Source organism: Janthinobacterium rivuli (assembly GCF_009208735.1).
Classification (GTDB): domain Bacteria; phylum Pseudomonadota; class Gammaproteobacteria; order Burkholderiales; family Burkholderiaceae_D; genus Janthinobacterium.
In genome coordinates, this window is the sequence record NZ_WFLJ01000013.1 from 164,353 (window position 1) to 185,292 (window position 20,940).

10 protein-coding genes are annotated in these 20,940 nt (G+C 69.5%); 7 read left to right on the forward strand and 3 right to left on the reverse strand.

Annotation, left to right across the window (positions count from 1 at the left end; genetic code table 11):
- Positions 1 to 82 precede the first annotated feature (82 nt).
- Both GCN78_RS18685 and GCN78_RS18690 read left to right on the forward strand, forming a co-directional pair.
- Positions 83 to 958, forward strand: a complete 876-nt coding sequence (locus tag GCN78_RS18685; RefSeq protein ID WP_152253029.1) for a LysR substrate-binding domain-containing protein — start codon at positions 83 to 85, stop codon at positions 956 to 958.
- Positions 955 to 2,103: a YbfB/YjiJ family MFS transporter gene (locus tag GCN78_RS18690; protein ID WP_461419041.1), complete on the forward strand. Its 1,149-nt coding sequence runs from the start codon at positions 955 to 957 to the stop codon at positions 2,101 to 2,103. Before GCN78_RS18685 ends, GCN78_RS18690 begins: the two co-directional genes overlap by 4 nt.
- Here the strand turns inward: GCN78_RS18690 and GCN78_RS18695 are convergent.
- The 3 genes from GCN78_RS18695 to GCN78_RS18705 are packed head-to-tail and all read right to left on the reverse strand — an operon-like array spanning position 2,078 to position 4,936.
- Positions 2,078 to 3,127, reverse strand: a complete 1,050-nt coding sequence (locus tag GCN78_RS18695; RefSeq protein WP_152253030.1) for a serine hydrolase domain-containing protein — start codon at positions 3,125 to 3,127, stop codon at positions 2,078 to 2,080. The two genes, GCN78_RS18690 and GCN78_RS18695, sit on opposite strands and share 26 nt — an antisense overlap.
- Before the next feature lie 34 nt (positions 3,128 to 3,161).
- Positions 3,162 to 3,923, reverse strand: coding sequence for an alpha/beta fold hydrolase (locus GCN78_RS18700; RefSeq protein ID WP_152253031.1), 762 nt, complete (start codon positions 3,921 to 3,923; stop codon positions 3,162 to 3,164).
- Complete coding sequence (locus GCN78_RS18705; protein WP_152253032.1) at positions 3,920 to 4,936, reverse strand: M14 family zinc carboxypeptidase; 1,017 nt, start codon at positions 4,934 to 4,936, stop codon at positions 3,920 to 3,922. The genes GCN78_RS18700 and GCN78_RS18705 overlap by 4 nt, the downstream gene beginning before the upstream one ends.
- A gap of 209 nt (positions 4,937 to 5,145) precedes the next feature.
- On the opposite strand from GCN78_RS18705, the gene GCN78_RS18710 reads away from it, so the two are divergent.
- From GCN78_RS18710 to GCN78_RS18730, 5 genes are all read left to right on the forward strand, one after another.
- A complete protein-coding gene (locus GCN78_RS18710) occupies positions 5,146 to 5,874 on the forward strand; it encodes a hypothetical protein (protein WP_152253033.1) in 729 nt (242 codons plus the stop codon).
- Positions 5,871 to 6,446: an RNA polymerase sigma factor gene (locus tag GCN78_RS18715; RefSeq protein WP_152253034.1), complete on the forward strand. Its 576-nt coding sequence runs from the start codon at positions 5,871 to 5,873 to the stop codon at positions 6,444 to 6,446. The genes GCN78_RS18710 and GCN78_RS18715 overlap by 4 nt, the downstream gene beginning before the upstream one ends.
- Positions 6,447 to 6,454: 8 nt before the next feature.
- Positions 6,455 to 7,435 carry a FecR family protein gene (locus tag GCN78_RS18720; protein WP_152253035.1) on the forward strand — a complete coding sequence of 327 codons (981 nt, stop codon included), beginning with the start codon at positions 6,455 to 6,457 and terminating at the stop codon, positions 7,433 to 7,435.
- Between the two features lie 145 nt (positions 7,436 to 7,580).
- A complete protein-coding gene (locus tag GCN78_RS18725; protein WP_152253036.1) occupies positions 7,581 to 20,177 on the forward strand; it encodes a filamentous haemagglutinin family protein in 12,597 nt (4,198 codons plus the stop codon).
- Complete coding sequence (locus tag GCN78_RS18730) at positions 20,174 to 20,905, forward strand: RNA polymerase sigma factor (protein ID WP_152253037.1); 732 nt, start codon at positions 20,174 to 20,176, stop codon at positions 20,903 to 20,905. The genes GCN78_RS18725 and GCN78_RS18730 overlap by 4 nt, the downstream gene beginning before the upstream one ends.
- Positions 20,906 to 20,940 lie beyond the last annotated feature (35 nt).

The window sequence follows — 20,940 nt, forward strand, 5'->3', positions numbered from 1 at the left end:
GTCCTTCATGAAGTTGAGATTACCGTATTCGATTCTTAGTTTGAGAATATAATAGCACAATCATTTTCAAAAAGAGAATACGATGGATTTGGAATCATTGCGGATTTTTTGCTCGGTCGCCAGTGAACTGAGCGTCACCCAGGCCGCAGCCAGGCTGGCTCGGGCGCCGTCCAGCGTCACCACGCGCATCCAGCAGCTGGAAGCCGACATCGGCGCCGCACTGTTCGTGCGCACGAATAAACGCATGGCTCTGACGGCGGCGGGCGAACGCTTTCTCGAGTATGCGCAGCGCCTGCTGGCGCTGGCGGAAGAGGCCAGGCACGTCGTCACGGGCGGGCGCGAGGGCGGCACCTTGCGCGTCGGCAGCATGGAAAGCACGGCGGCCAGCCGCCTGCCGGCGCTGCTGGCCGCGTATCACGCCCGCTATCCGGCGACGCGCCTGGCGCTGGGCACGGGGCCGTCGCGCCCCCTGATCGAGCAAGTGCGCACGGGCTTGCTCGACTGCGCCTTTGTCGCCTTGCCGCCGGCGTTCGGCGGCGCCGCCGCCCTGGCGGAGCTGGGCCTGGCATCGACGGCCGTGTGGCGCGAGGAGCTGTGCCTGCTGCTGCCGGCCAGCGAAGCGCAGGCGCGCCGCGCCGTGGATGTGCGCACGCGCTCGCTGGCGGCGTTTCAGCAGGGCTGCACCTATCGCGGCATCGCTGAGGACTTGCTGGGATTGGCCGGCAGCACGCAGTGGCGGGTGCAGGAAATGAGTTCGTATCACTGCATGATCGCCTGCGTGGCGGCCGGCGCCTGCGTGACCCTGCTGCCCGCCAGCGTGCTGGCGCTGTCGGACGCGCCGGCCACCTTGACAACCCTGCCTGCCGGGCAGATTGACACCTTGCTGGTGTGGCGCGCGGGATTCGACGTGCCCGCCTTTCAACACTTGCTGGCGCAGCTCGGCGAGGCGGCGCCGTGAGCGCGCCGGCCCGGCTGCGCGAAGCCGTCGCGGCGGCGGCCATCCTCGCCATCGGCATGGGTTTCGGCCGCTTCGCCTTCACGGCCATCTACCCGCACATGCTGGGGGAGGGCGTGTTGACCTTGCGCGACTGCAGCCTGGCCGCCTCGGCCAACTATGCGGGCTATCTGCTGGGCGCCATCCTGGCCATGCGCGCGCGGGCGCCCGGCGCGCACCGGCTGTGCCTATGGTCGGTGGCCGGCACGGCGCTGTGCCTGGGCGTGCTGGCCTTGACTATGCCGGTCTGGCTTTTCGTGACGGTGCGGGGCGTGGCGGGCGTCTTCAGCGCCCTGGCCATGGTGGCCGCCTCGCTGTGGCTGCTGGTGCAGCGCCGGCAGGCGCGCGGCGCGCCGCTGCTGTACGCGGGCGTGGGCGCCGGCATCGCCGTCTCGGCCGAGTTGCTGGTGCTGGCGTCGCACCTGGGCTGGCGCAGCACCGGCATGTGGCTGCTGCTGGCCGGCGTCACCGTGCTGCTGGGGCTGGCGGCCGTGCCCGTCATTGCCTCCGGCGGCCAGGCGACGCCCGATGCGTCGCCGCCAGCCGCCGCGCCGGCGCTGGCGCCCGTCGCGCCCTGGCCGCTGGTGCTGATCTACGGGCTGGCGGGACTCGGCTACATCGTCACGGCCACGTATCTGCCCGTGCTGGTCAGGACGGCCTTGCCCGATCTCGATTCCGCCCACGTGTGGGCGGTGTTCGGCCTGGGCGCGGCGCCCTCGTGTTTCCTGTGGCACCGGCTGCACGAGCGCCTCGGCACGCGCCAGGCGCTGCGGCTGAATCTGGCGCTGCAGGCGCTGGGCGTGGCCTTGCCCGTGCTGGCGCCCTCGGCCGCCGGTTACTTGCTCAGCGGGCGGTACGTTTGTCGGCACCGTGACCATCGCCATGCCGGCCGCGCAGCGGGCGGCGCTCAAGGCGGGCGCCAACATGATGGCCATCATGACGGTGGTCTACAGCGTGGGGCAGATCATCGGCCCCGTGCTGGCAGGCAGCCTGCAGGCGCAGTTCCACAGTTTCAGCGGTGCGCTGCTGGCCGCCGCCGGCGCGCTGCTGCTGGCGATGATCGTGAGCCTGCGGCTGTAAAACTCAGAGGCCGAATGCGCAACGCATGAAGTCGCCCCGCAACGCGTTGACCCTGGCGGAATCGCGCGTGTAGTACAGTTTATTGGTCAGCAGCACGGCATAGCGGCCGCGCCGGGGGCTCAGCCACATGGCCGTGCCGGTGAACCCCTGGTGGCACCAGACGTCGTCTTCCGGCCCGGTGCCCGCCGCCGGGTGCCAGAACAGGCCGCGCGCGGGATTTAAGGAACCCGTCTGTACCGTCAGCGAGGCGCGCACCCAGTCCGCATCGAACACCTCGCCGTGGCGGCCCGCTTGCGGCACCAGCATCGCCCGCAGGAAGCGCTGCAGGTCGGGCACGTTGGAAAACAGCCCGGCGATGCCGCATACGCCGCCCAGCAGCCGGGTCGAGAAATCATGCACCACGCCGGCAAGGTGGGCGCCCGCCTGCTCGCAATATTCGGTCGGCGCGACCAGCTGGCCGGGCCGTGGCGTCACCGGGCCGTAGCCCGTGGCGGCCATGCCCAGCGGCCGCAGGACATGCTCGGCCAGGGCCTGGTCCAGGGGCATGTCCAGCAGCCGCTCGATGACCAGGCCGAGGATCAGTGCCGCGCGGTCCGTGTATTCGACAGCCTGGCCCGGCGTGCCTTCCAGCGGTTCGCGCAGCACGCCGCGCACGATATCGTCGTACACCTCGCCATAGCTGGCGCGCAGGCGGGCGCGCAGCGGCAAGCCGGCCGTATGCGTCAGCAGCTGGAAAATGGTGATGGGCGCCAGCGCATGGCCCTGCGTGCCGGGCAGCACATCGGCCAGGCGGTCGTCCAGGCGCAGACGTTTTTGCGTCACCAGCCTGCCCGTCAGCGCCCAGACGCTGACGATCTTGGTCAGCGACGCGATGTCGAACAAGGTCTCCACTTGCATCGCGGCACTGGCGGGCGCGGGCGTGAGCCGCCCGGCGGCGCCCGCCATACTGTCGTCGAGGGTACCCATGGCCCAGGCTGCGCCTGGAAAAATCCGTTCCTGCACGCCGGCTTGCACCAGTTCCGCCAGTTGCTCTCTTTGCTCGCTTATCTGCATGATGATTGTACTGTCGTTGTCCTGTCATGGTCCGTCACTTCCCCCCCAGCCAGCGCGCCACCGATTGCGCCACCCATTCTCCCTCGTCGAGCGGCAAGTCGTGGCCCGCGTCGCCGTGGATCAGGCAATCGGCCTGCCAGGCGCGCGCCAGACGCTGCGAGCAGCGGTGGTCGACCAGCCGGTCTTGCGCGCCGGCCATCACCAGCACGGGCATGGCCGGGCGGCTTGCAGGTGCGCGGTAGCGGGCGGCCGACAGCAGCTGGCGCAGCGCGTTGGGCCGGCTGACCGGGTATTCCTGCTGGTAACTGAGCCAGTCGGCCAGCAGCGCGGGGTTGCCATGGGCATTCCTGCTGCTCGTCAGGCGCAATATCAATGCTTCCTGGCTGGCGGCATCACCCAGCAGCAGCTGGCGCAGCAGGGAGCCGTAGTTTTGCCAGCGCAGGCGCCGGTAAAACGGGCTATGCGGGCGCATGCTGGTGTTGAGCAGCACGCAGCGGGCGATTTCCTGCGGATAGCGGTGGGCCCACTCGACGGCCACCATGCCGCCCAGGGACAGAGCCAGCAGATGGTAGGGCGGGGCGATGGCGCGCGCCAGCAAGTCCGCGCGGCAGCTTTCCACCATGGCGGCCACGCGGGTGGCGCTGGCCTCCTCGTGGCGCGTGCCGTTGCCGGGCAAGTCCGGCGTGACGATGCCGGCGCCGGGCAGGGCGCGCGCCAGGGTGGCGGGGAAGCTGCCCCAGTGGCGCTGTTCGCGCATCAGGCCGCGCAGCAAGACCCAGGTGGACGATCCGCTCATGATTCGTACCATTGCGCCAGCGCGCGCCGCCGCTGCGCCTTGCGCAGCAAGCCTTCCGGCATCCAGCGGCCGTGGCTGCTGGCGGCGCGCATGAGGAAATCGAACCACACGAGGTGCCGGCGCAGCACGCGCTGCAGGCGGTGCGCGGCCGTGGGGTTGAAGATGCTGACCCGGTTGAACAGCTGGCGCGGATTTTTCTTGACCCACAGCCACGAGCCCATTTCCAGGGTCAGCGGCAGGAACACGCGCCCGGTGTAGCTGGTGCCGTTCAGGTACAGATAGTCCCACAGATCGCCATGCGTGCGGTATTGCCGGCTTTGCGGCTCGAACACATAGTTGTGGTTGGGGTAGCTCTCGCTGAACAGCTCTTCCAGCGCGCCGATCTCGGCCAGGTGTTCGATCGGCACCTTGGTATGCGCATGGGGGAACCAGATGCGGTCGCGCAAACCGAAACCGGAATGGCAATCGAGGGCGATGCTGAACTGGCGCGACAGCAATTCGCGCTCGACGAGGTCGCAGACGGCGGCGCTTTCCAGCTCCATCGGCGCGTCTGGCGCGCCGCGGTACCAGGGCAGGCGGGCGCTGTAGCGCTGTCCACCGAGCATGAACGGCACTTTTTCGCGCGCGCTCAACGGCGCATTGCGCATCAAGTCTACGCCGCGCGGATTGCAGCGCGTGGCTTGCCACATGCCGCCCGGATTGACCAGCGGCATGAACACGAGGCGCATGCGTTCCAGCTGCTGGTGCAGGGTGGCGTCCCAGCGCAGGCGCGCGACCAGGCTTTCCAGGAAGGACAGCAGCACTTGCGTGCCGATGCGCTCGAGGCCGTGGATGCCGCCGAAAAAGCCCAGCACGGGCACGTCGGGGGCCGGATTGCCCAGCGCAATCGTGTACACGGGGAACTCGCGCCCATCCATGGCGATGCTGCAGGGCGCGGCCACCTCCAGGTGGCTGCCGCCCTCGTCGATGAGGCGCTTCAGCATGACCAGCTCGGGCAGATTCTTTTCGATCATCAGGCGTCTGAAAGGGAAAGTGACAGCCAGTGTAGCCGAAATAGTTGCCGCGCCGGCCGTACCGCATGGCGAAATGTGTGCACGCTGTGCATGTCACGAAGCCGTCATTTTTGATGTGTAGGCTATTGCAGTTGAAGCAAGAATTGTTACTTGGCAATGCCTTGTTTCCACGTGCTTCCACCCTCACACGATAGCGACTCGATAGCGATATGACAGGCAGCCCGGCATCCGTCCATGTGCTTGCGCTGGCGGGATACCTGGTACTGCTGGGTTTCCTGGCCGCGGTGGGGCCCGTGCGGGCGCAGCCGGCCGACGGCCCCGTGCTGCAGTTCGATATCGCCGCGCAACACCTCGGCGACGCGCTGGACCTGTACAGCCGCCGCACGGGCATCGCCGTGCTGATGGACCAGCGTTACGCGCAGCGCCAGTCGGCCGCCGTGCGCGGCGCGTATGCGGCTGGCGCGGCCCTGCAAGCCTTGCTGGAGGGTACTGGGCTGCAATCGCGGCTCTCCGACGCGCAAGCCGTCATCGTGTATGCCCCGGCCGCCGCCGCGGACTTGCCGCCGGCGGCCGTCGTGGCCGCCGCCGACATTCCGGGCGCCACGCAGGGCGGCGGCGACCATGCGGCCTATGTCAGCCGGCTGCAGCACGTGTTGCTGGGGCTGCTGTGCCGCGCGGCGCAGACGCGTCCCGGCGGCTACCGGCTGGCCTTGCAACTGTACCTGAACCGCGCCGGCGTGGTGGAGCGCGTGCACCTGCTCGACAGCACGGGCTTGCGCGCGCGCGACACGGCCATCGCGCGCCTGGTGCTGGGCATGCGCGTCGGCGCGGCGCCGCTGCCGTCGATGCCGCAGCCCGTCTCCATCCTGCTGCTGCCGCAAGGACCGGGCAGCGAAGTCGATTGCGCCCCGGGCGCGCCGGCAGGGGCCGCGCCATGAGCATGCCCGACCTGCGCACCAGGCTGAAACGCCACCTCAGTTCGCGCTACACCGTGCTGCGCTGGCGCCTGGAGCGGGTGGTCGGCTGCAAGCATCACGCGGCCGATGCGCTGCAGGAAACCTGGCTGCGCCTGGAAGCGATGGTGGCGCCAGGCCCGACTGCCGCGCCCGTCCACAATCCCGACGCCTACCTGCTGCGCATGGCGGCCAATATCGCCACCGATGCCTACCGCCGCGACCGCATCATCGTCACCGAGCGCGAACGCGAAGAGCTGATGCACCTGGCCGACGAGGCGGGCGACGACATCAGCGACCCGGCGCGCATCGTCGCGGCGCGGCTCGACGTGCAAGCGCTCGACGCGGCGCTGGCGGGCCTGTCGCCGCGCCGCCGCGCCATCCTGACGGCGGCGCGCATCGACGGCATGCTCAACGCGGACATCGCCGAGCGCTTCGGCATTTCCGTGGCGATGGTGAAGAAAGAATTGCAGGCCGCCATGCAACACTGTAAAACGTGCATGGCCGACGCCGAGGCCGCCCAGCGCGGCGATGTGTCGGGCCGCCGTAAATATTGATGAATCCCATGACTGCTCCTGACCGCGATCCACGCGACCCTTCCAATGCCGCCGACGGCGATGCCGACATCGGCCGGCAAGCGGCCGCCTGGTGGGCGCGGCTGCGCTCCGACGATTTCACGCAGACCGACGCCGCCGCCTTGCGCGCCTGGTGCGCGCGCAGCCCCGAGCATGCGCGCGCCTGGCGCGAACTCCAGCACGTGTGGCAGGCGCTGGCCCCCGCGTTGGAGCGTGCCGCCGCCGCACCGCCCCAGGCGAACGTGCTGGCCTTCCCGGCGCGCCCCGGGCGCCGGGCATTTCTCGGCGGCGCGCTGGCGGCCGGCGTGGCCGTGCTGGCCTTGCGTCCGCCGCTGGGGGCCTGGCCATCGCTGCAGGAGTGGAGCGCCGACTACCGCACGGGCACGGGCGAGCAGCGGCAAGTGAGCGTGTCGCAGCAGATGACGGTGCAGATGAATACGCAGACGCGCATCGACGTGCGGGCGCCGGAAGCGATCGAATTGCTGGGCGGCGAGGCGGAAATCCTCGCCAGCGGCGCGCGCCTGCCCGTGTCGGTGGTGGCGGGAGCGGGGCGCCTGCTGGCGCAGTCGGCCCGCTTCAACGTGCGCCACACGGACGACACCGTGTGCGTCACCTGCCTGACGGGCGCCGTGCAAGTGCAGTGGCAACAGCACCGCCAGACCCTCGATGCGGGTCAGCAACTGGTGTATGACGAGCGGGGCGTGCAGGCGGTCACGCCCGCGCCGGCGCAGGAGGCCAGCGCGTGGCGCACGGGGGCGCTGTCGTTCGTCGGCAAGCCGCTGGCCGAGGTCGTCGATGAAATCAACCGCTACCGGCCCGGCCGGGTGCTGCTACGCAATGCCGAGCTGGGCCGCCGCCTCGTGCGCATGCGCTTTTCCATCGCGCAAACCGATGGCGCGCTGGCGATGATACGCGACCTGTACGGCGCACAAATGACCAGTCTGCCAGGCGGCATCGTGCTGCTCAGCTGATCCCGTGTTTCCCTTGGGCTGGCTTATTTAAAAATATTTTTCAAAAAACATTATCCCTTCCGCCGCCCAGCTACGTCATGGAGGCATGGACGCCTGCGCTATCGCCAGGCTCCGTTCCCTTCTCTCTAGCCAGGAAACCATTGCCATGACCAAGTTTCACACTGCCCAGCGCCCAGTCCAAAACGACGACACGGGCGCGCAGCGGTCCTCCACGCTGGGCAGCCGCTTGCGGCTCACGCCGCTCGCTTACGCGCTGACCACCATGCTGATGGCGGGCGCCTTCACCACGCCGGCGCGCGCGCAGCAGGCGTTCAGCGGCGGCTGGTTCGCGGCCAAGGGCGCGGCGCAAAACACGGCGGCCAGCTCGGGCCGCCTGCCGAATGGCCAGCCGCTGCCCTTGGGCAGCCGCCCCGAGGGCCAGCAACTGCAGGCGAACCAGCAGTTGCAACGCTCGCTCAACAACTTGAACCTGGCCGCGCGCGCCATCGCCGCGCAGCAATCGGCCCAGGCGCAGGCGCGCCAGGCGGCGGCCGGCGGCGCCAGCGTGCCGAATGGGCTGGCGCAGGGCGGCTTGCAGGTCGACACCAACAGCCTGACGGCCGGCTGGCTCAACGCGCAGGCCCCCGTGCAGACGGTGGCGAACGGCAAGACGGCCGTGCTGGTGCAGCAGACGGCGGACAAGGCCATCCTGAACTGGGAAACGTTTAACGTCGGCAAGGACACGACCCTGACGTTCCAGCAGCAAAAGGATTGGGCCGTGCTGAACCGCGTGAACGATCCGCAAGCGCGACCCAGCCAGATCCAGGGCCAGATCAAGGCCGACGGCACGCTGTTGCTGGTCAACCGCAACGGCATCGTGTTTACCGGCACGAGCCAGGTCGACACGCGCAGCCTGGTGGCGGCCGCGGCCCGCATCAGCGATGCGCAATTCCAGAAGAACGGCATCTACAGCCCCGGCACGGCCGGCGCCACGAGCTTCACCGATGCGGGCGGCAAGGTGCAGGTAGAGGCCGGCGCGCGCCTGGCCAGCCATGCGCCCAAGGGCAGCACGGAAGGCGGCGGTTATGTGATGCTGCTGGGTAAGGATGTCCACCATGCGGGCGAGATCGCCACGCCGAAAGGCCAGGCCCTGCTGGCCGCGGGCGACAGTTTCACCATCAAGAAAGGCGTGGGCACGGATGGCAATCCGCTGTCGACCACGCGCGGCAGCGAAGTCACGCCGCAATTCGCGGCCGCCAGCACGGCGGGCAAGGTCGTCAACACGGGCCTGATCCAGGCGCGCGAAGGCGACGTCACCCTGGCGGGACGCGACGTGCGGCAGGAAGGCGTGCTGCTGGCCACGACGACCACGGCCACGCGCGGCAGCGTGCACCTGAACGCGCTGGGCAGCGACGCGGCCGTCACCCTGGGGCGCGGCGCCACCACCGCCATCCTGGTCGAGGACGACGGCAAGACGACGGCGCTCGACAGCCAGCGCGACGCCATGCGCGGCCCGGCCGTGGCGGCGACGGACAACATCGTTGCCGTGAACGACCGCCGCGACCAGTCGCGCATCGAGATCGGCAGCGCCGGCACGGTGGAATTCATGGGCGATTCCTTGACCCTGGCCACGGGCGGCCAGCTCGCCGTCAACGCGGCCAGCCGCAGCCTGCTGCGCGACGGCGCCCAGCTCGACGTTTCCGGCGCCGTCGGCGTGAAGGTGGCGATGGCGGCGAACAATGTCGAGATCAACGTGCAGGGCAACGAGCAGCGCGATGCGCCCGTCAACCGCGACGGCAAGGCCTTGATCAGCAACAATATCTGGGTCGACCGCCGCAAGCTCGTGTTCGTGCCGAAAGGCACGAACGGCTACGACAGCGACCGCTGGTACACGGCCGGCGGCTTGCTGGAAGTAGCCGGTTACCTGGGCACGCAGGGTCACTCCGTCAGCGAATGGATGGCGCAGGGCGGCACCGTCAGCTTCGGCGGCAAGGACGTCGTCACGCAGGCCGGCTCCAGCATCAACCTGTCGGGCGGCACCCTGGACGTGCAGACGGGCGCGCTGCGCCAGACCTGGCTGAAAGGCGCGGACGGCAAGCTGCACGAGGCGGGCAGCGCGCCCGCCGACCTGGCGTATGCGGGCGTGTACAAGGGGTACGAGGAAGAACACGCGCGCTGGGGCAAGGAGGCCAGCGCCTTCTACGCCAATCCCCTGATCGCCGCGCAACAGCGGCTGGAAAACGGCTACACGGTGGGCCGCGACGCGGGCAAGCTGGTGGTTGCCACGGGTTCGGCCGTGCTGGAGGGGGGGATCGCGGGCGACGTCTTCCAGGGCGAGCGCCAGACGCAGGCGCCACAGGTGCTGCTCGACGGCTACCAGCAGTCACAGCTGGCCGCCGCGCAGCGGGGTCAACTGATTGTCGGCCAGTACCAGCCCATGTTCGACAAGCGCACGGGCGTGCTGCAGCATGCGCTGTCGGCCGTCATGGACGAGGTGCGCCTGACGCGCGTGCAGGACGGCATCGCCGCCGGCCTCGAGGTGGCCGACGTGTTGGCTGCGGAGCGCCAGGGCAAGCTGCTGCTCGACACCGCCTTGCTGAATGAGCAGCAACTGGGCGCCTTGCGCGTCGCCGCCAAGGGCGCGATCACGGTCGACAGCGCGCTGCAGGTGGCCGATGGCGGCAACATCACCCTGTTCGGCAAGGACGTGGCGGTGAACACCAGCCTGCGCAGCCATGGCGGCAGCATCGCGGCCGGCAACGTGCTGAACCAGATCGGCGCGCTGGGCATGGTCGATACTTTCGTCAATCCGGGGGCGCCCCCGGGCAAGCTGGTGCTGGCCGCTGGCGTCACGCTCGACACCAGCGGCCTGTTGAATAATGTGCTGCGCGACCCGCTGGCCGCCGCCGGCTTGCCCTATATCAATGGCGGCAGCGTGTCCCTGCGTGCGTTTGGCGACGTGCGCATCGGCAGCGGCAGCCTGATCGACGTGAGCTCGGGCGCGGCCATCCTGGCGCAGGCGAAGCAGCAGGGCGGCAAGGGTGGCAACGTGACCCTGGCCAGCTACGGACCGAAGGCCGACCTGGTGCTGGGCGAGGGCGCGCAAGTGCGCGGCCATGGCGTGGCGGGCGGCGGCAAGCTGGAATTGCAGGCCAACAAGATCATGATCGGCAACGTTGAAAAACCCGGCGCGGGCAGCCTGCAGCTGGACGGCGGCTTCTTCGACCAGGGTTTTTCCAGCTACAGCCTGGTCGGCAAGCAGGGCGTGACGGTGGCGGACGGCGCGCGGGTGGACGTGCGCATGCCCGTGCTGCGCGTGGTGGACAACGAGAAACTGGCCGTGTGGATGCCGGAACAGGTCACGGAAAATGCGCTGAAGGGCACCTTGACGCAGCGCAAGGGCGCCAGCCTGGCCCTGCAAGCGGGCGATATCCAGTCCGGCGCGGCCGACATGGCCAGCGCCGAACTGCTGATAGGCAAGGGCGCGGTAGTCAGCGTCGATGCGGGCCAGTCCATCAAGCTGTCCAGCGTGGGCCAGCTGACGGTGGACGGTCGCCTGAACGCCTGGGGTGGCAAGATCAGCCTGGGCGGCGTGGACGTCGACCGGACGGTTGCCGAGGCGGTGGAGGCGGCCGGCCATGGCCGCTCCATCTGGATCGGCGAGAACGCCGTGCTCGACGTGGCGTCGCGCGCCGTCACGGCCACGGACGCGCAAGGCCGGCGCTACGGCAAGGTGGCTGACGGCGGCAGCATCGTCGTCGGCGGCGAGATCGACCATGCGCAGGGCAGCACATCGGCGGCCAGCCTGTTCGTCGTCGTGCGCGACGGCGCCGTGCTCGACGCTTCCGGCGCGCACGCCGTGCTCGACGTCAATGGCACGGCGGTCGACGTGGCCAGCGCGGGCGGCGGCATCGCGCTGGCGTCGAACAATGGCTTGTACCTCGATGGCCGGCTGCTGGCCAGGGCCGGCGGCGCGGGCGCGGCGGGCGGCAGCCTGTCCGTAGCCACCGGTACGCCCGAATACCTGAAAGTGCTGGCCACGGACAAGGTGCTGGCAGGGCGCGAGCTGCGGCTGACGCAGCGCCAGGCCGCCAGCGACCTGGCCTCCGCCGTGACGGCGCGCGATGCGGCGGCGATGCTGAAGTATGGCCATGGCCGGTTTTCCGTGGAACAGGTGGAGGCGGGCGGTTTCGGCAACCTGGCGCTGCTGGGCGCCGCGTCGTTCGATGGCGACGTGTCGCTGACGATGCGGCAAAGCTTCCAGCTGTACGGCGCGCCTGTGCTGTCGCCCGGCAGCAAGCCCGGCGCGCGCATCAACATCGCGGCGCCGTATGTGCGCCTGGCCAGCGTCAAGCCGGCCGGCCGCGATTTCTATACGACGCCGGGCAGCGCGGGGGAGTCGCCGCTCGCCGGCCAGATCAGCATCACGGGCGACCTGATCGACGTGCGCGGCGTGGTGAACATGCTGGCTGACGACGTGCGCCTGAGCAGCCGCGGCGACCTGCGTTTGCTGCTGTCGCCGCTGGGCTGGGATGGTAACGAGGCGACGACGGTGCTGTCCACGCCGGGCGACATGACCCTCACTGCGGCCCAGCTGTATCCGGAATCGGGCGCCGGCGCCGCCGTGCGTGCCGGCCATGGCGTCATCGATGGCAAGTTCGGCTATGACCCTGCGCGCAGCCTGACCATCGGCCGCGCGACCGATGCCGTGCCGGCCATGCCGTATTCCGCCTTCGGCTCGCTGGAGCTGGAAGCGGCGCATATCGAGCAGGGCGGCGTGGTGCGCGCGCCGCTGGGGCGCCTGGTGATCGGCGCGGCCCGCTATGACAATGACAAGAGCCTGAGCGTGAATCTGCTGGCCAACAGCATCAGTTCCGTCAGCGGCGCGGGCCTGGTCATGCCGTATGGCGGCACCGTCGATGGCCAGACCTGGAACGTCAGCGGCAAGCCGGTCACCTTGATGGGCGTGGGCGGCATCAATTCGCAGGGCGGCCTGCTCAACGGCGTGCAATTGGGCGGCGTGGCCGTGGACGTGCGGCCGGGCGCGCTGCTCGACCTGTCCGGCGGCGGCGAACTGGCGGGCGCCGGCTTCATCGCGGGCCGCGGCGGCTCCACCGATGCGCGCTACCATCCGCTGGCGCAGGTGGGCGCGAACGGCGGCTTTGTCCTGCCGGGACTGGCCACCAATCCCGTGTACGCCATCGTGCCGGGCGCGCAGGCGCCGCAAGCGCCCGCGGGCGGCGAGAAGGCGGCGTCCGATCCGGCCGTGGGCCGGCAGGTGACGATAGGCAGCGGCGTGCCCGGCCTGGCGGCCGGCACCTACACCCTGATGCCGTCGACCTACGCCCTGTTGCCGGGCGCCTTCCGCGTGGAGCTGAACGGTTTGGCGGGGCAGGGCAGCGGCGCGGCCCCGGCGCAGCAGCTGCGCAACGGTTCCTGGGCCGCGCCCGGCACCCTGTCGATCGCGGGCACGGACATCCGCGCGCCGCTGGCCAGCCAGCTGATACTCACGCCGGCCAAGGTCTTGCGCAGCTATTCCCAGTACAACGAGACCGGCTATGCCGCCTTCGCGCTGGCCGATGCGCAAACGCGGGGCATTCCCCGCGCGCTGCTGCCGTCCGATGCGAAAACGCTCAAGCTGAGCATGATGCAGGACGGCGGCCTGGGCACCTTCCAGTTCAAGGGCACGGGCAAGTTCGGCGCCGCCGAGGGCGGCTATGGCGGCACCGTGATCGTGATGCCGAGCAATAGCGCCAAGGGCGACATTGAAATCCTCGCCGACGGCGCGCCGGCCACCCGCGATGCCGGACTGGTCAGCGTGCGCGCTTCCAGCCTGAACAGTATCGGTGCGGCCCGTATCCTGGTGGGCAATGCGCCGTCGGTGGAGTATGGCCAGGCCGGCAACTACGTGAGTTTCGGCGCCAATTCGGCGCGCGCCATCTACCTGCGCGCGGGGGCCGTGCTGTCGGCGCCCGAAGTGTTCCTCGTCGCCCAGGACCCCAGCAGTTATCTGCTGGGCGACGGTTTGATCGATATCGCGGCCGGCGCCGGCATCAGCACCCTGGGCAAGGGCAAGGCCGCGTATGACGCCAACGACGGCTTCATCTACAAGAAGGGCCGCGCTGACGTGCACATGCTGGCCGCGTCGAACGGCTTGCTCAATGTGGCGCCCGTCAGTGGCACGGCGCGCGGCGGCATCCGCATCGGCACGGCCGGCCTGTACTCGGAAGGCACCCTGCTGCTGTCGACCAATGGCAGCTTCGCGCTGGACGACTCCGCCCGCTACGGCACGCGCAACCTGGGCCTGGCCGTGGGCACCATCAACATGGGCAGCAGCGAAGCGCTGGCGGCGGCCCAGGCCAACGGCACGCGCGCCAACGGCCTGGTCATGAACCAGGGCGTGCTGGACCGCCTGCTGCGCGGCGACACCAGCGCGGGCGCGCCGGCCCTGCAGGCGCTGGTGCTGAGCGCGGCGGACGGCGTCAATTTCTATGGCGACGTGGTGCTCGACACCTACGACAAGACGACGGGGAAATCCACCCTGGAGCGCCTGGTGCTGACCACGCCCGCCATGTATGGCCAGGGCGATGCGGGCACGGTGGCCACCATCCGCACGGCCAACCTGGTCTGGGGCGGCGCCCTTTCGCCGGCCGGCAATGTGATCGCGCACGGCGCCGGCACGGGCAGCGGCACCCTGAACCTGGAAGCGGAACGCATCGACTTCGGCTTCGGCCCGTTCACGCAGCCGGCCAGCGTCGCCTCGTTCGACCGCCTGGCGCTCGGTTTTGGCACGGTCAACCTGAAAGCGTCGGGACAAGTCACGGCCAACCACAAGGGCAGCCTGTCCGTCTACCAGGCGCAGGGCGGGTATGAAACGGGCAAGGGCTACCGGTACAGCGGCGGCAATTTGAACATCAGTACGCCGCTGCTGACGGGCGACGCCGGTTCCGCGCACAGCTACACGGCGGGCGGCGCGCTGAAGGTGGCGGCGCCGGCCGGCGTGGCGCCAGCGGCGCCCGTCAAAAATGGCGCCGCGCTGGGCGCGCAGCTGGCCTTGAACGGCGACAGCGTCAGCGTGGCGACGGCCGTGGTATTGCCTAGCGGCAAGCTCACCGTCAACGCGCAGCACGACATCACCGTGACTGACGGCGCGCGCATCGACATGGCGGGCCGCAAGAGCACCTTCTTCGACGTGGACAAATACAGCTGGGGCGGCGACGTCACCCTGGACAGCCGGGCCGGCGATATCCGCGCAGCTAGCGGCGCCGTGATCGACCTGTCGGCCGAGCACAACCGCGCCGGCAGCCTGAAGGCCGTGGCGCTCGGCGGCGCGGCCGGCATGGTCGATTTGCAGGGCAAGATCCTGGGCGGCGCCAGCGGCAGCTACGATGCGGGCGGCACCATGGTGCCGTACAAGCAGGGCGGCGTGGACGTGCGCGCGCAGACCCTGGGCGCCGGTGGCACCCTGGACAGCCAGTTTGCGTCGCTGAACCAGCGCCTGAATGAAGGCGCGGTGACGGGCACGCGCAGCTTCCAGCTGAAACAGGGCGATTTGACGATCGGCAGTGAACTGAAGGCGGGCGAAGTGCAGGTGGCCGTCGACAATGGCCGCCTCACCGTCGCTGGCACGATCGACGCCAGCGGCGAGCGCGTGGGCAGCATCCGCCTGGCCGGCCAGCATGGATTAACTTTGGCCGGCAACGCCGTGCTCGACGCGCATGGCACCGTCTTGCGCGTCGACAGCTATGGCAAGATCATCGACAGCCCGAACCGCGCCACGGTGGAGCTGAACGCGGGCGAGGGCACATTGAGTCTGGCGGGCGGCGCGCAGATCGACGTGCGCCACGGCACGGCGGCCGTGGTTGGCAAGGGCAAGGGCGAACACGACGGCGCCGCGCGCGGCACGCTGGAGCTGAGTGCGCCGCGCCTGGGCAGCGGCGGCGCGCGCACGGACCTTGACGCGGCCACCTTCGGCGACATCGACGTCCGTGCGGGCGGCGGCTTGACCATCCGCGGCGCGAAATCGATCGCCGTCAACGCCATGCAGCGCTATGACGACGCGGCCTACGCCACGGACCTGTCGGCCAGCGGCCGCCCTTACCAGGTGATCAACCAGGCCTATCTCGACGGCAAGCACCGGGACAGCACGGCCTTCATCGACGCGGCGCTGGCCAACAAGAGCTTGCGCAGCGGCAAGCTGGCGGGCCTGGCCACGGCCGCCTATGCCGACGCGCTGCATCTGCGTCCCGGCGTCGATATCGTCAGCAAGACCCAAGATGGCGACCTGGTGGTGCAGGGCGACCTGGATCTGTCGGGCATGCGCTACGCCAGCCTGCATCCGCGCTTTCAGGTAAGCAATCTGCGCGGTTCGGGCGAGGTGGGCAGCCTGCTGCTGCGCGCCGGCGGCGATCTGAGTATCTATGGCAGCATCAACGACGGCTTCGCGCCGCCGCCCGCCACCCAGGACGACAGCGGCTGGAAACTGCTGCCGGGACGCGACATCAACGGCAGCGACGTCATCGTGCCGGGCAAGGGCGTGACCCTGGCCGACGGCACCTTGTTCCCGGGAGGCATCGCGCTCAATTACGACTTGCCCGTCAAGGGCTTCGATCTGCTGGCCGACACGCGCCTGCCCGTGGCCGTGACCCTGGACCAGGCGATCACCGTGCCGGCAGGCACGGTGCTGGCGGCCGCCGTGCGCGACGGCGCCGGCAATATCGTCCACGCGGCGGGTACCCTGCTGGCCACGGCGCAGACCTTGACAGCCGGCATGCGCCTCGATGCGGGCAGCGTACTGAAGCAATCGGTGACGGTGCGCGCCATGACTTGGCCCAAGGGCGTGCCCCTGCCTGGCGTGGCCGGCGAACGCTCGGTCTTCGCGCTCAATGGCCAACTGGCGCTGGCCGTCGGTTCGCTGATCCCGTCCGGCACCGATGTCAAGCTGTTGCCCAATGTGGATTCAATCGCGCTGCGTCCGGAAGTGGCGGGCAGCCAGGGCAAGCTGTGGGCCATCGCGCCCATGCTGGCCGAGGGTTCGCAAGCGTGGGGCATGCGCCTGGTGGCCGGCGCCGACCTGGAGGCGGCCGACACGCGCAGCGTGCAGGCGCATCCCGCGCACGGTACCTTGCGCCTGGCCGACAGCCACTACGGCATGTATGGCGTGCTGGTGCCGCCGAAGGGCGTGCAGTACTGGACCAAGGAAGCGCAGGAACTGGGCGAGCGCGAGGGCATCCCCGGCATCGTGGCGGGCGAGCCCATCACCGAGGAATTCACCAGCCAGTTCGGCCAGACTGTCGAGGTATTTTGCGCCAACGACCCGACGCTATGCCTGCTGAAAGTGGCCTACGTGTGGACCAAGGTCGGCGCGGAAGAGTTTGCCGACCCGAGCGTCAAGGAGGGCGACTTGCTCGATCCTGTGGCGCTGGGCATGCCTACCCTGTGCGAGGAGTATCCCACCTGGTGCGGCACATCGAACCCGACGTTCGACTACAAGGCAAGCAGCCTGCGCTACAGCGTGCTGCGCACGGGCACGGGCGACCTGGACCTCGTCAGCGGCGGCAGCCTGCGCATGGACAGTCTGTATGGCGTGTACACGGCCGGCATGTCGTCCGCGCCGACGGCGGCCGGCGACCCGTACAACCTGCCGCGTTCGCGCAATGCCGACGGCAAGGTGCTGGGCAACCCCGACGGCGCCCATGAACGCCTGGTCGACGGCGGCGCCGACAGCATCTACCGCGCCTGGTATCCAGACCAGGGCGGCAATCTGCTGCTGAAGGTGGCGGGCGACTTGAGCGGCTCGCTGGTCGACGCGGCCAGCGCAAGCAACCTGCGTCCGGTCAGCAAGGATGGCATGGCCGATTCCGTGGCAGTAGGCAACTGGCTGTGGCGCCAGGGCAGCGGCGGCGTGGCCACGGGAGGACAGCCTCAGCCGGTGGCGTGGTGGATCAATTTCGGCAGCTACGTGGGCCGCCCCACCCTGGCCGACACGGTGCTGGGCTTTACGGGTTTCGGTACCCTGGGCGGCGGTAACGTGCGCGCCGAGGTGGCGGGCGACGCCGGCGTGCTGGCGCCGCTGACCGGCAGCACCTATAACGCCAACATCAATCCCCGTTCGCAGGGCTTGCTGCTGGCCGTGGGCGGCACGGGCCGCATGCAGGCCGACGGCAGCCTGCTGCAGACGGGCGGCGGCGACCTGGAGCTGCGCGTGGGCGGCGCCCTCAACCCCGGCGGCGGCTCCGGTGGCCGCCACTTGAATGGCGCGCTGGTCGATTTGCGTGGCCATGCGGAAGCGTCGGCAACGCAACTGGGCAGCGTGGCGCTGCAATACGGCACCCAAACCACCGAACACGTGCCGCTGGAATCGCGCGCCTACGATGCCTTCCGCGCCACGCGCGCCACGCCCCGGGGCGCCATGACCCTGGTACCGGGCGACGCCACGTTCAGCGTGGCAACCCTGGGCGACCAGGTGCTGCAGGATGTGGCCGACCCAGGCCGCGTCACCCCGTTCAATGCCACGCCGTTCACCGGCGCGGCGGGCGAGCAGGGGTATGGCTACAGCTGGTTCAGCCTGTGGACGCCGCGCACGGCGCTCGATCTGTACTCCGCCGGTGGCAACATGATCCCGCTGACTGCGGCGATCGACACGGCCACCGACCTTGCCGTCGTCTATCCGTCCATCGTGCGGGCCGCGGCCGCGAATGGCAGTTTGTATTATGGCAAGGCGATCGGCAGCCCGAATGCCGTCCGCGACTATGACCACCCACTGCTGCTGGCGCCGTCGCCCAACGCCCAGCTGCAATGGCTGGCCAGCGACTCCATTTATGCGGGCGGTTTTTCCGTCAGCCAGTCCGGCGCCTCTGCCGACAGCATGGCGACGCCGTTCAAGCCGGGTTTCACGGGCTGGGATGTCAGTCCTTACGTGACCGATCCTCTGGCCGCGAATGTCTCGAGCACGGGGGCGCCGGCGACGAAATGGAACTTCCCGCTGTTCGCCTTCGGTCCCGACTCCTCGGCCGGTCCTGCCAACAGCGGCACGCAAGTCGCCCGCATCTATGCCGTCACGGGTGACCTGGTGGGTGTGAACAGCGGCCGCATCCTCGAATTTTCCAATGCCAAGCGTGCAGGCATTACCTGGTACGAGGGCGGTCAGCCCGTGTGGATGAAGGCGGGCCGCGATATCGTTGGCAGCGGCACGGCGCAGCTGGAAGCCAACGACGGCAATACCGCCGGCAGCGACCTGAGCTTCCGCAATATCAACAACCTGATCGTGCACAACAATGCGTTTGACGTATCGGTGGTGTCGGCCGGGCGCGACATCCTGAACAGCTCCTTCAACGTGGCCGGCCCCGGCACGCTCGACATCAGCGCCGGGCGCAACATATTGATGCAGGACAAGGGCAGCGTCGTCAGCCTCGGTCCCGTCGTGGCGGGCGACAAGCGTCCGGGCGCCGGCATCGCCATGCAGGCGGGCGTGGGCGCGGCCGGCCTCGATTACCTGCGCTTCGTCAAGCCGTATCTGGACCCGGCGAACGTGGCGCAGAAGGGCGTGCCGCTGGCCGAGCAGGCGGGCAAGGTGGTGAAATCATACGACGGCGAACTGGCGGCGTGGCTGGGCGAGCGCTACGGTTTCAAGGGCACGCCCGCCGAGGCGCAGGCCTTTTATCTGGCCTTGCCGGAGCCGCAGCAGCGCGTGTTTGCCCGCGATGTGTATTTCGCGGAACTGAAGGCGGGCGGGCGCGAATACAACGACCGGGACAGCTCGCGCTATGGCAGTTTCCTGCGCAGCCGCAACGCCATCGCGGCCCTGGCGCCGGCCACGGACGCCAGCGGCAAGGCGCTTGCCTATGCGGGCGACATCGTCATGTACCGCGGCTTGTACGGGGTGCGCAATGAGAACGAGCAGCGCTGGGATTACTACCCCCGCAGCGGCTACGTGCACACGAACTTCGGCGGCGACATCCAGCTGCTGACGCCAGGCGGCAGGCAGGTGTTCGGCATCGAAGGCGAGGCGCCGCCGGCGACCTCGGGCGTCATCACCAAGGGCGGCGGCAATATCGAGCTGTTTTCGCACGGCAGCATCCTGCTGGGCCAGAGCCGCATCATGACGACGTTTGGCGGCGATATCCTCGGCTGGTCGTCGCAAGGGGACATCAACGCGGGGCGCGGTTCGAAGTCGACCATCGTCTACACGCCGCCCAAGCGCGTGTATGACAACTGGGGCAACGTGACCCTGTCGTCCGACGTGCCCAGCACGGGCGCAGGCATCGCCACGCTGGCGCCGATCGCCGAAGTGCCGGCCGGCGACGTGGACTTGCTGGCGCCGCTGGGCACCATCGACGCGGGCGAGGCGGGCATTCGCGTCTCGGGCAACGTCAACCTGGCCGCGCTGACGGTGATGAACGCGGCGAACATCCAGGTCAAGGGCGAAGCGAAGGGCATGCCGACGGTGGCATCCGTCAACGTGGCGGCCATGACGAACGCCAGCGCGGCCGCCACCCAGGCGACGGCTGCCGCGCAAGACGTCGTGCAGCGCGAGCGCGCCGCCACCCGCGCCGCGCAGCCATCCGTGTTCACGGTGCGCGTGCTGGGCTTTGGCAATGACGCTCCGCCCGACAGCGCGCAAGCTTCCCCGCAGGATGGCGCGCGCATCGAGGCGGCCGACTACAACCCGCGCAGCGCCGTGCGCGTGCTGGGACTGGGGACGTTGCCGGAATCGGCCACGCGCCAGTTGACGGCGCAAGAGCGCAGCAGGTTGTCGCCATGATGGCCGGCATGGCTGGCACCTTGCCCTTGCGCATGGCAGGTGCCATGCGGCAGGCAGGCATGGTCTGGTACCGGCCCGCCATCCGGCCCCGCATGCAGGCGGCCAACGATATGGCGCCCGTGCCTGCACCGGCGCCAGGGCAGGCCCCCCGGCTGCAGGCGGTGCTGGAAGCCAATTACGCGGCCCTGCAACGGCGCCTGGCGCGCCACCTGGGCTGCGCCGAGCTGGCCAGCGACAGCCTGCACGACGCCTGGCTGCGCCTGGGCGCGCTGACAGCCGTGGATGGCGCGGCGCCGGCGCACAGCCCCGTCGCCTATGTGTTTCGCGTGGCCTGCAATGCGGCCATGGATAGCCTGCGCCGCAACCGCGCCTGGCTGTATGCGGACGAGAGCGGTGAAGATGGTGCCGCCGGCCTCGTCGACTTCCTCGCCGATACGGCGGCGGGGCCGGAACGCCTGGCCGAGCTGCAGGCCGACGTGCGGCGCCTGGCGCAGGCTGTCGACTCGCTGCCACGGCGCCATCGGCAAGTGCTCGAAGCGCTGCGCCTGGACGAGCTGACCCGCCAGCAGGTGGCCGAACGGCACGACATGTCGCTGCGCAACGTCGATACGGCCCTGCGCCAGGCGCTCGACCATTGCGCCCGCCACACCGGTTACGCGGCGCAGGGCGGCGTCGGCACGACCCGGCGCAGCCTGAGGCTGAACGTTCGTTCGCGTACAGACGCGTAAAAATCCCGCTGCCAGACTGGAACTCCGGGCCTGCA

What these genes read in the sequence shown, in the direction of transcription:
- GCN78_RS18715 (WP_152253034.1), top strand. Translation starts at nt 5,871, where the DNA reads ATGAGCATGCCCGACCTGCGCACCAGGCTGAAACGCCACCTCAGTTCG.
- GCN78_RS18700 (WP_152253031.1), bottom strand. Translation starts at nt 3,923, where the DNA reads ATGAGCGGATCGTCCACCTGGGTCTTGCTGCGCGGCCTGATGCGCGAA.
- GCN78_RS18695 (WP_152253030.1), bottom strand. Translation starts at nt 3,127, where the DNA reads ATGCAGATAAGCGAGCAAAGAGAGCAACTGGCGGAACTGGTGCAAGCC.
- GCN78_RS18685 (WP_152253029.1), top strand. Translation starts at nt 83, where the DNA reads ATGGATTTGGAATCATTGCGGATTTTTTGCTCGGTCGCCAGTGAACTG.
- GCN78_RS18710 (WP_152253033.1), top strand. Translation starts at nt 5,146, where the DNA reads ATGACAGGCAGCCCGGCATCCGTCCATGTGCTTGCGCTGGCGGGATAC.
- GCN78_RS18705 (WP_152253032.1), bottom strand. Translation starts at nt 4,936, where the DNA reads ATGATCGAAAAGAATCTGCCCGAGCTGGTCATGCTGAAGCGCCTCATC.
- GCN78_RS18725 (WP_152253036.1), top strand. Translation starts at nt 7,581, where the DNA reads ATGACCAAGTTTCACACTGCCCAGCGCCCAGTCCAAAACGACGACACG.
- GCN78_RS18720 (WP_152253035.1), top strand. Translation starts at nt 6,455, where the DNA reads ATGACTGCTCCTGACCGCGATCCACGCGACCCTTCCAATGCCGCCGAC.
- GCN78_RS18730 (WP_152253037.1), top strand. Translation starts at nt 20,174, where the DNA reads ATGATGGCCGGCATGGCTGGCACCTTGCCCTTGCGCATGGCAGGTGCC.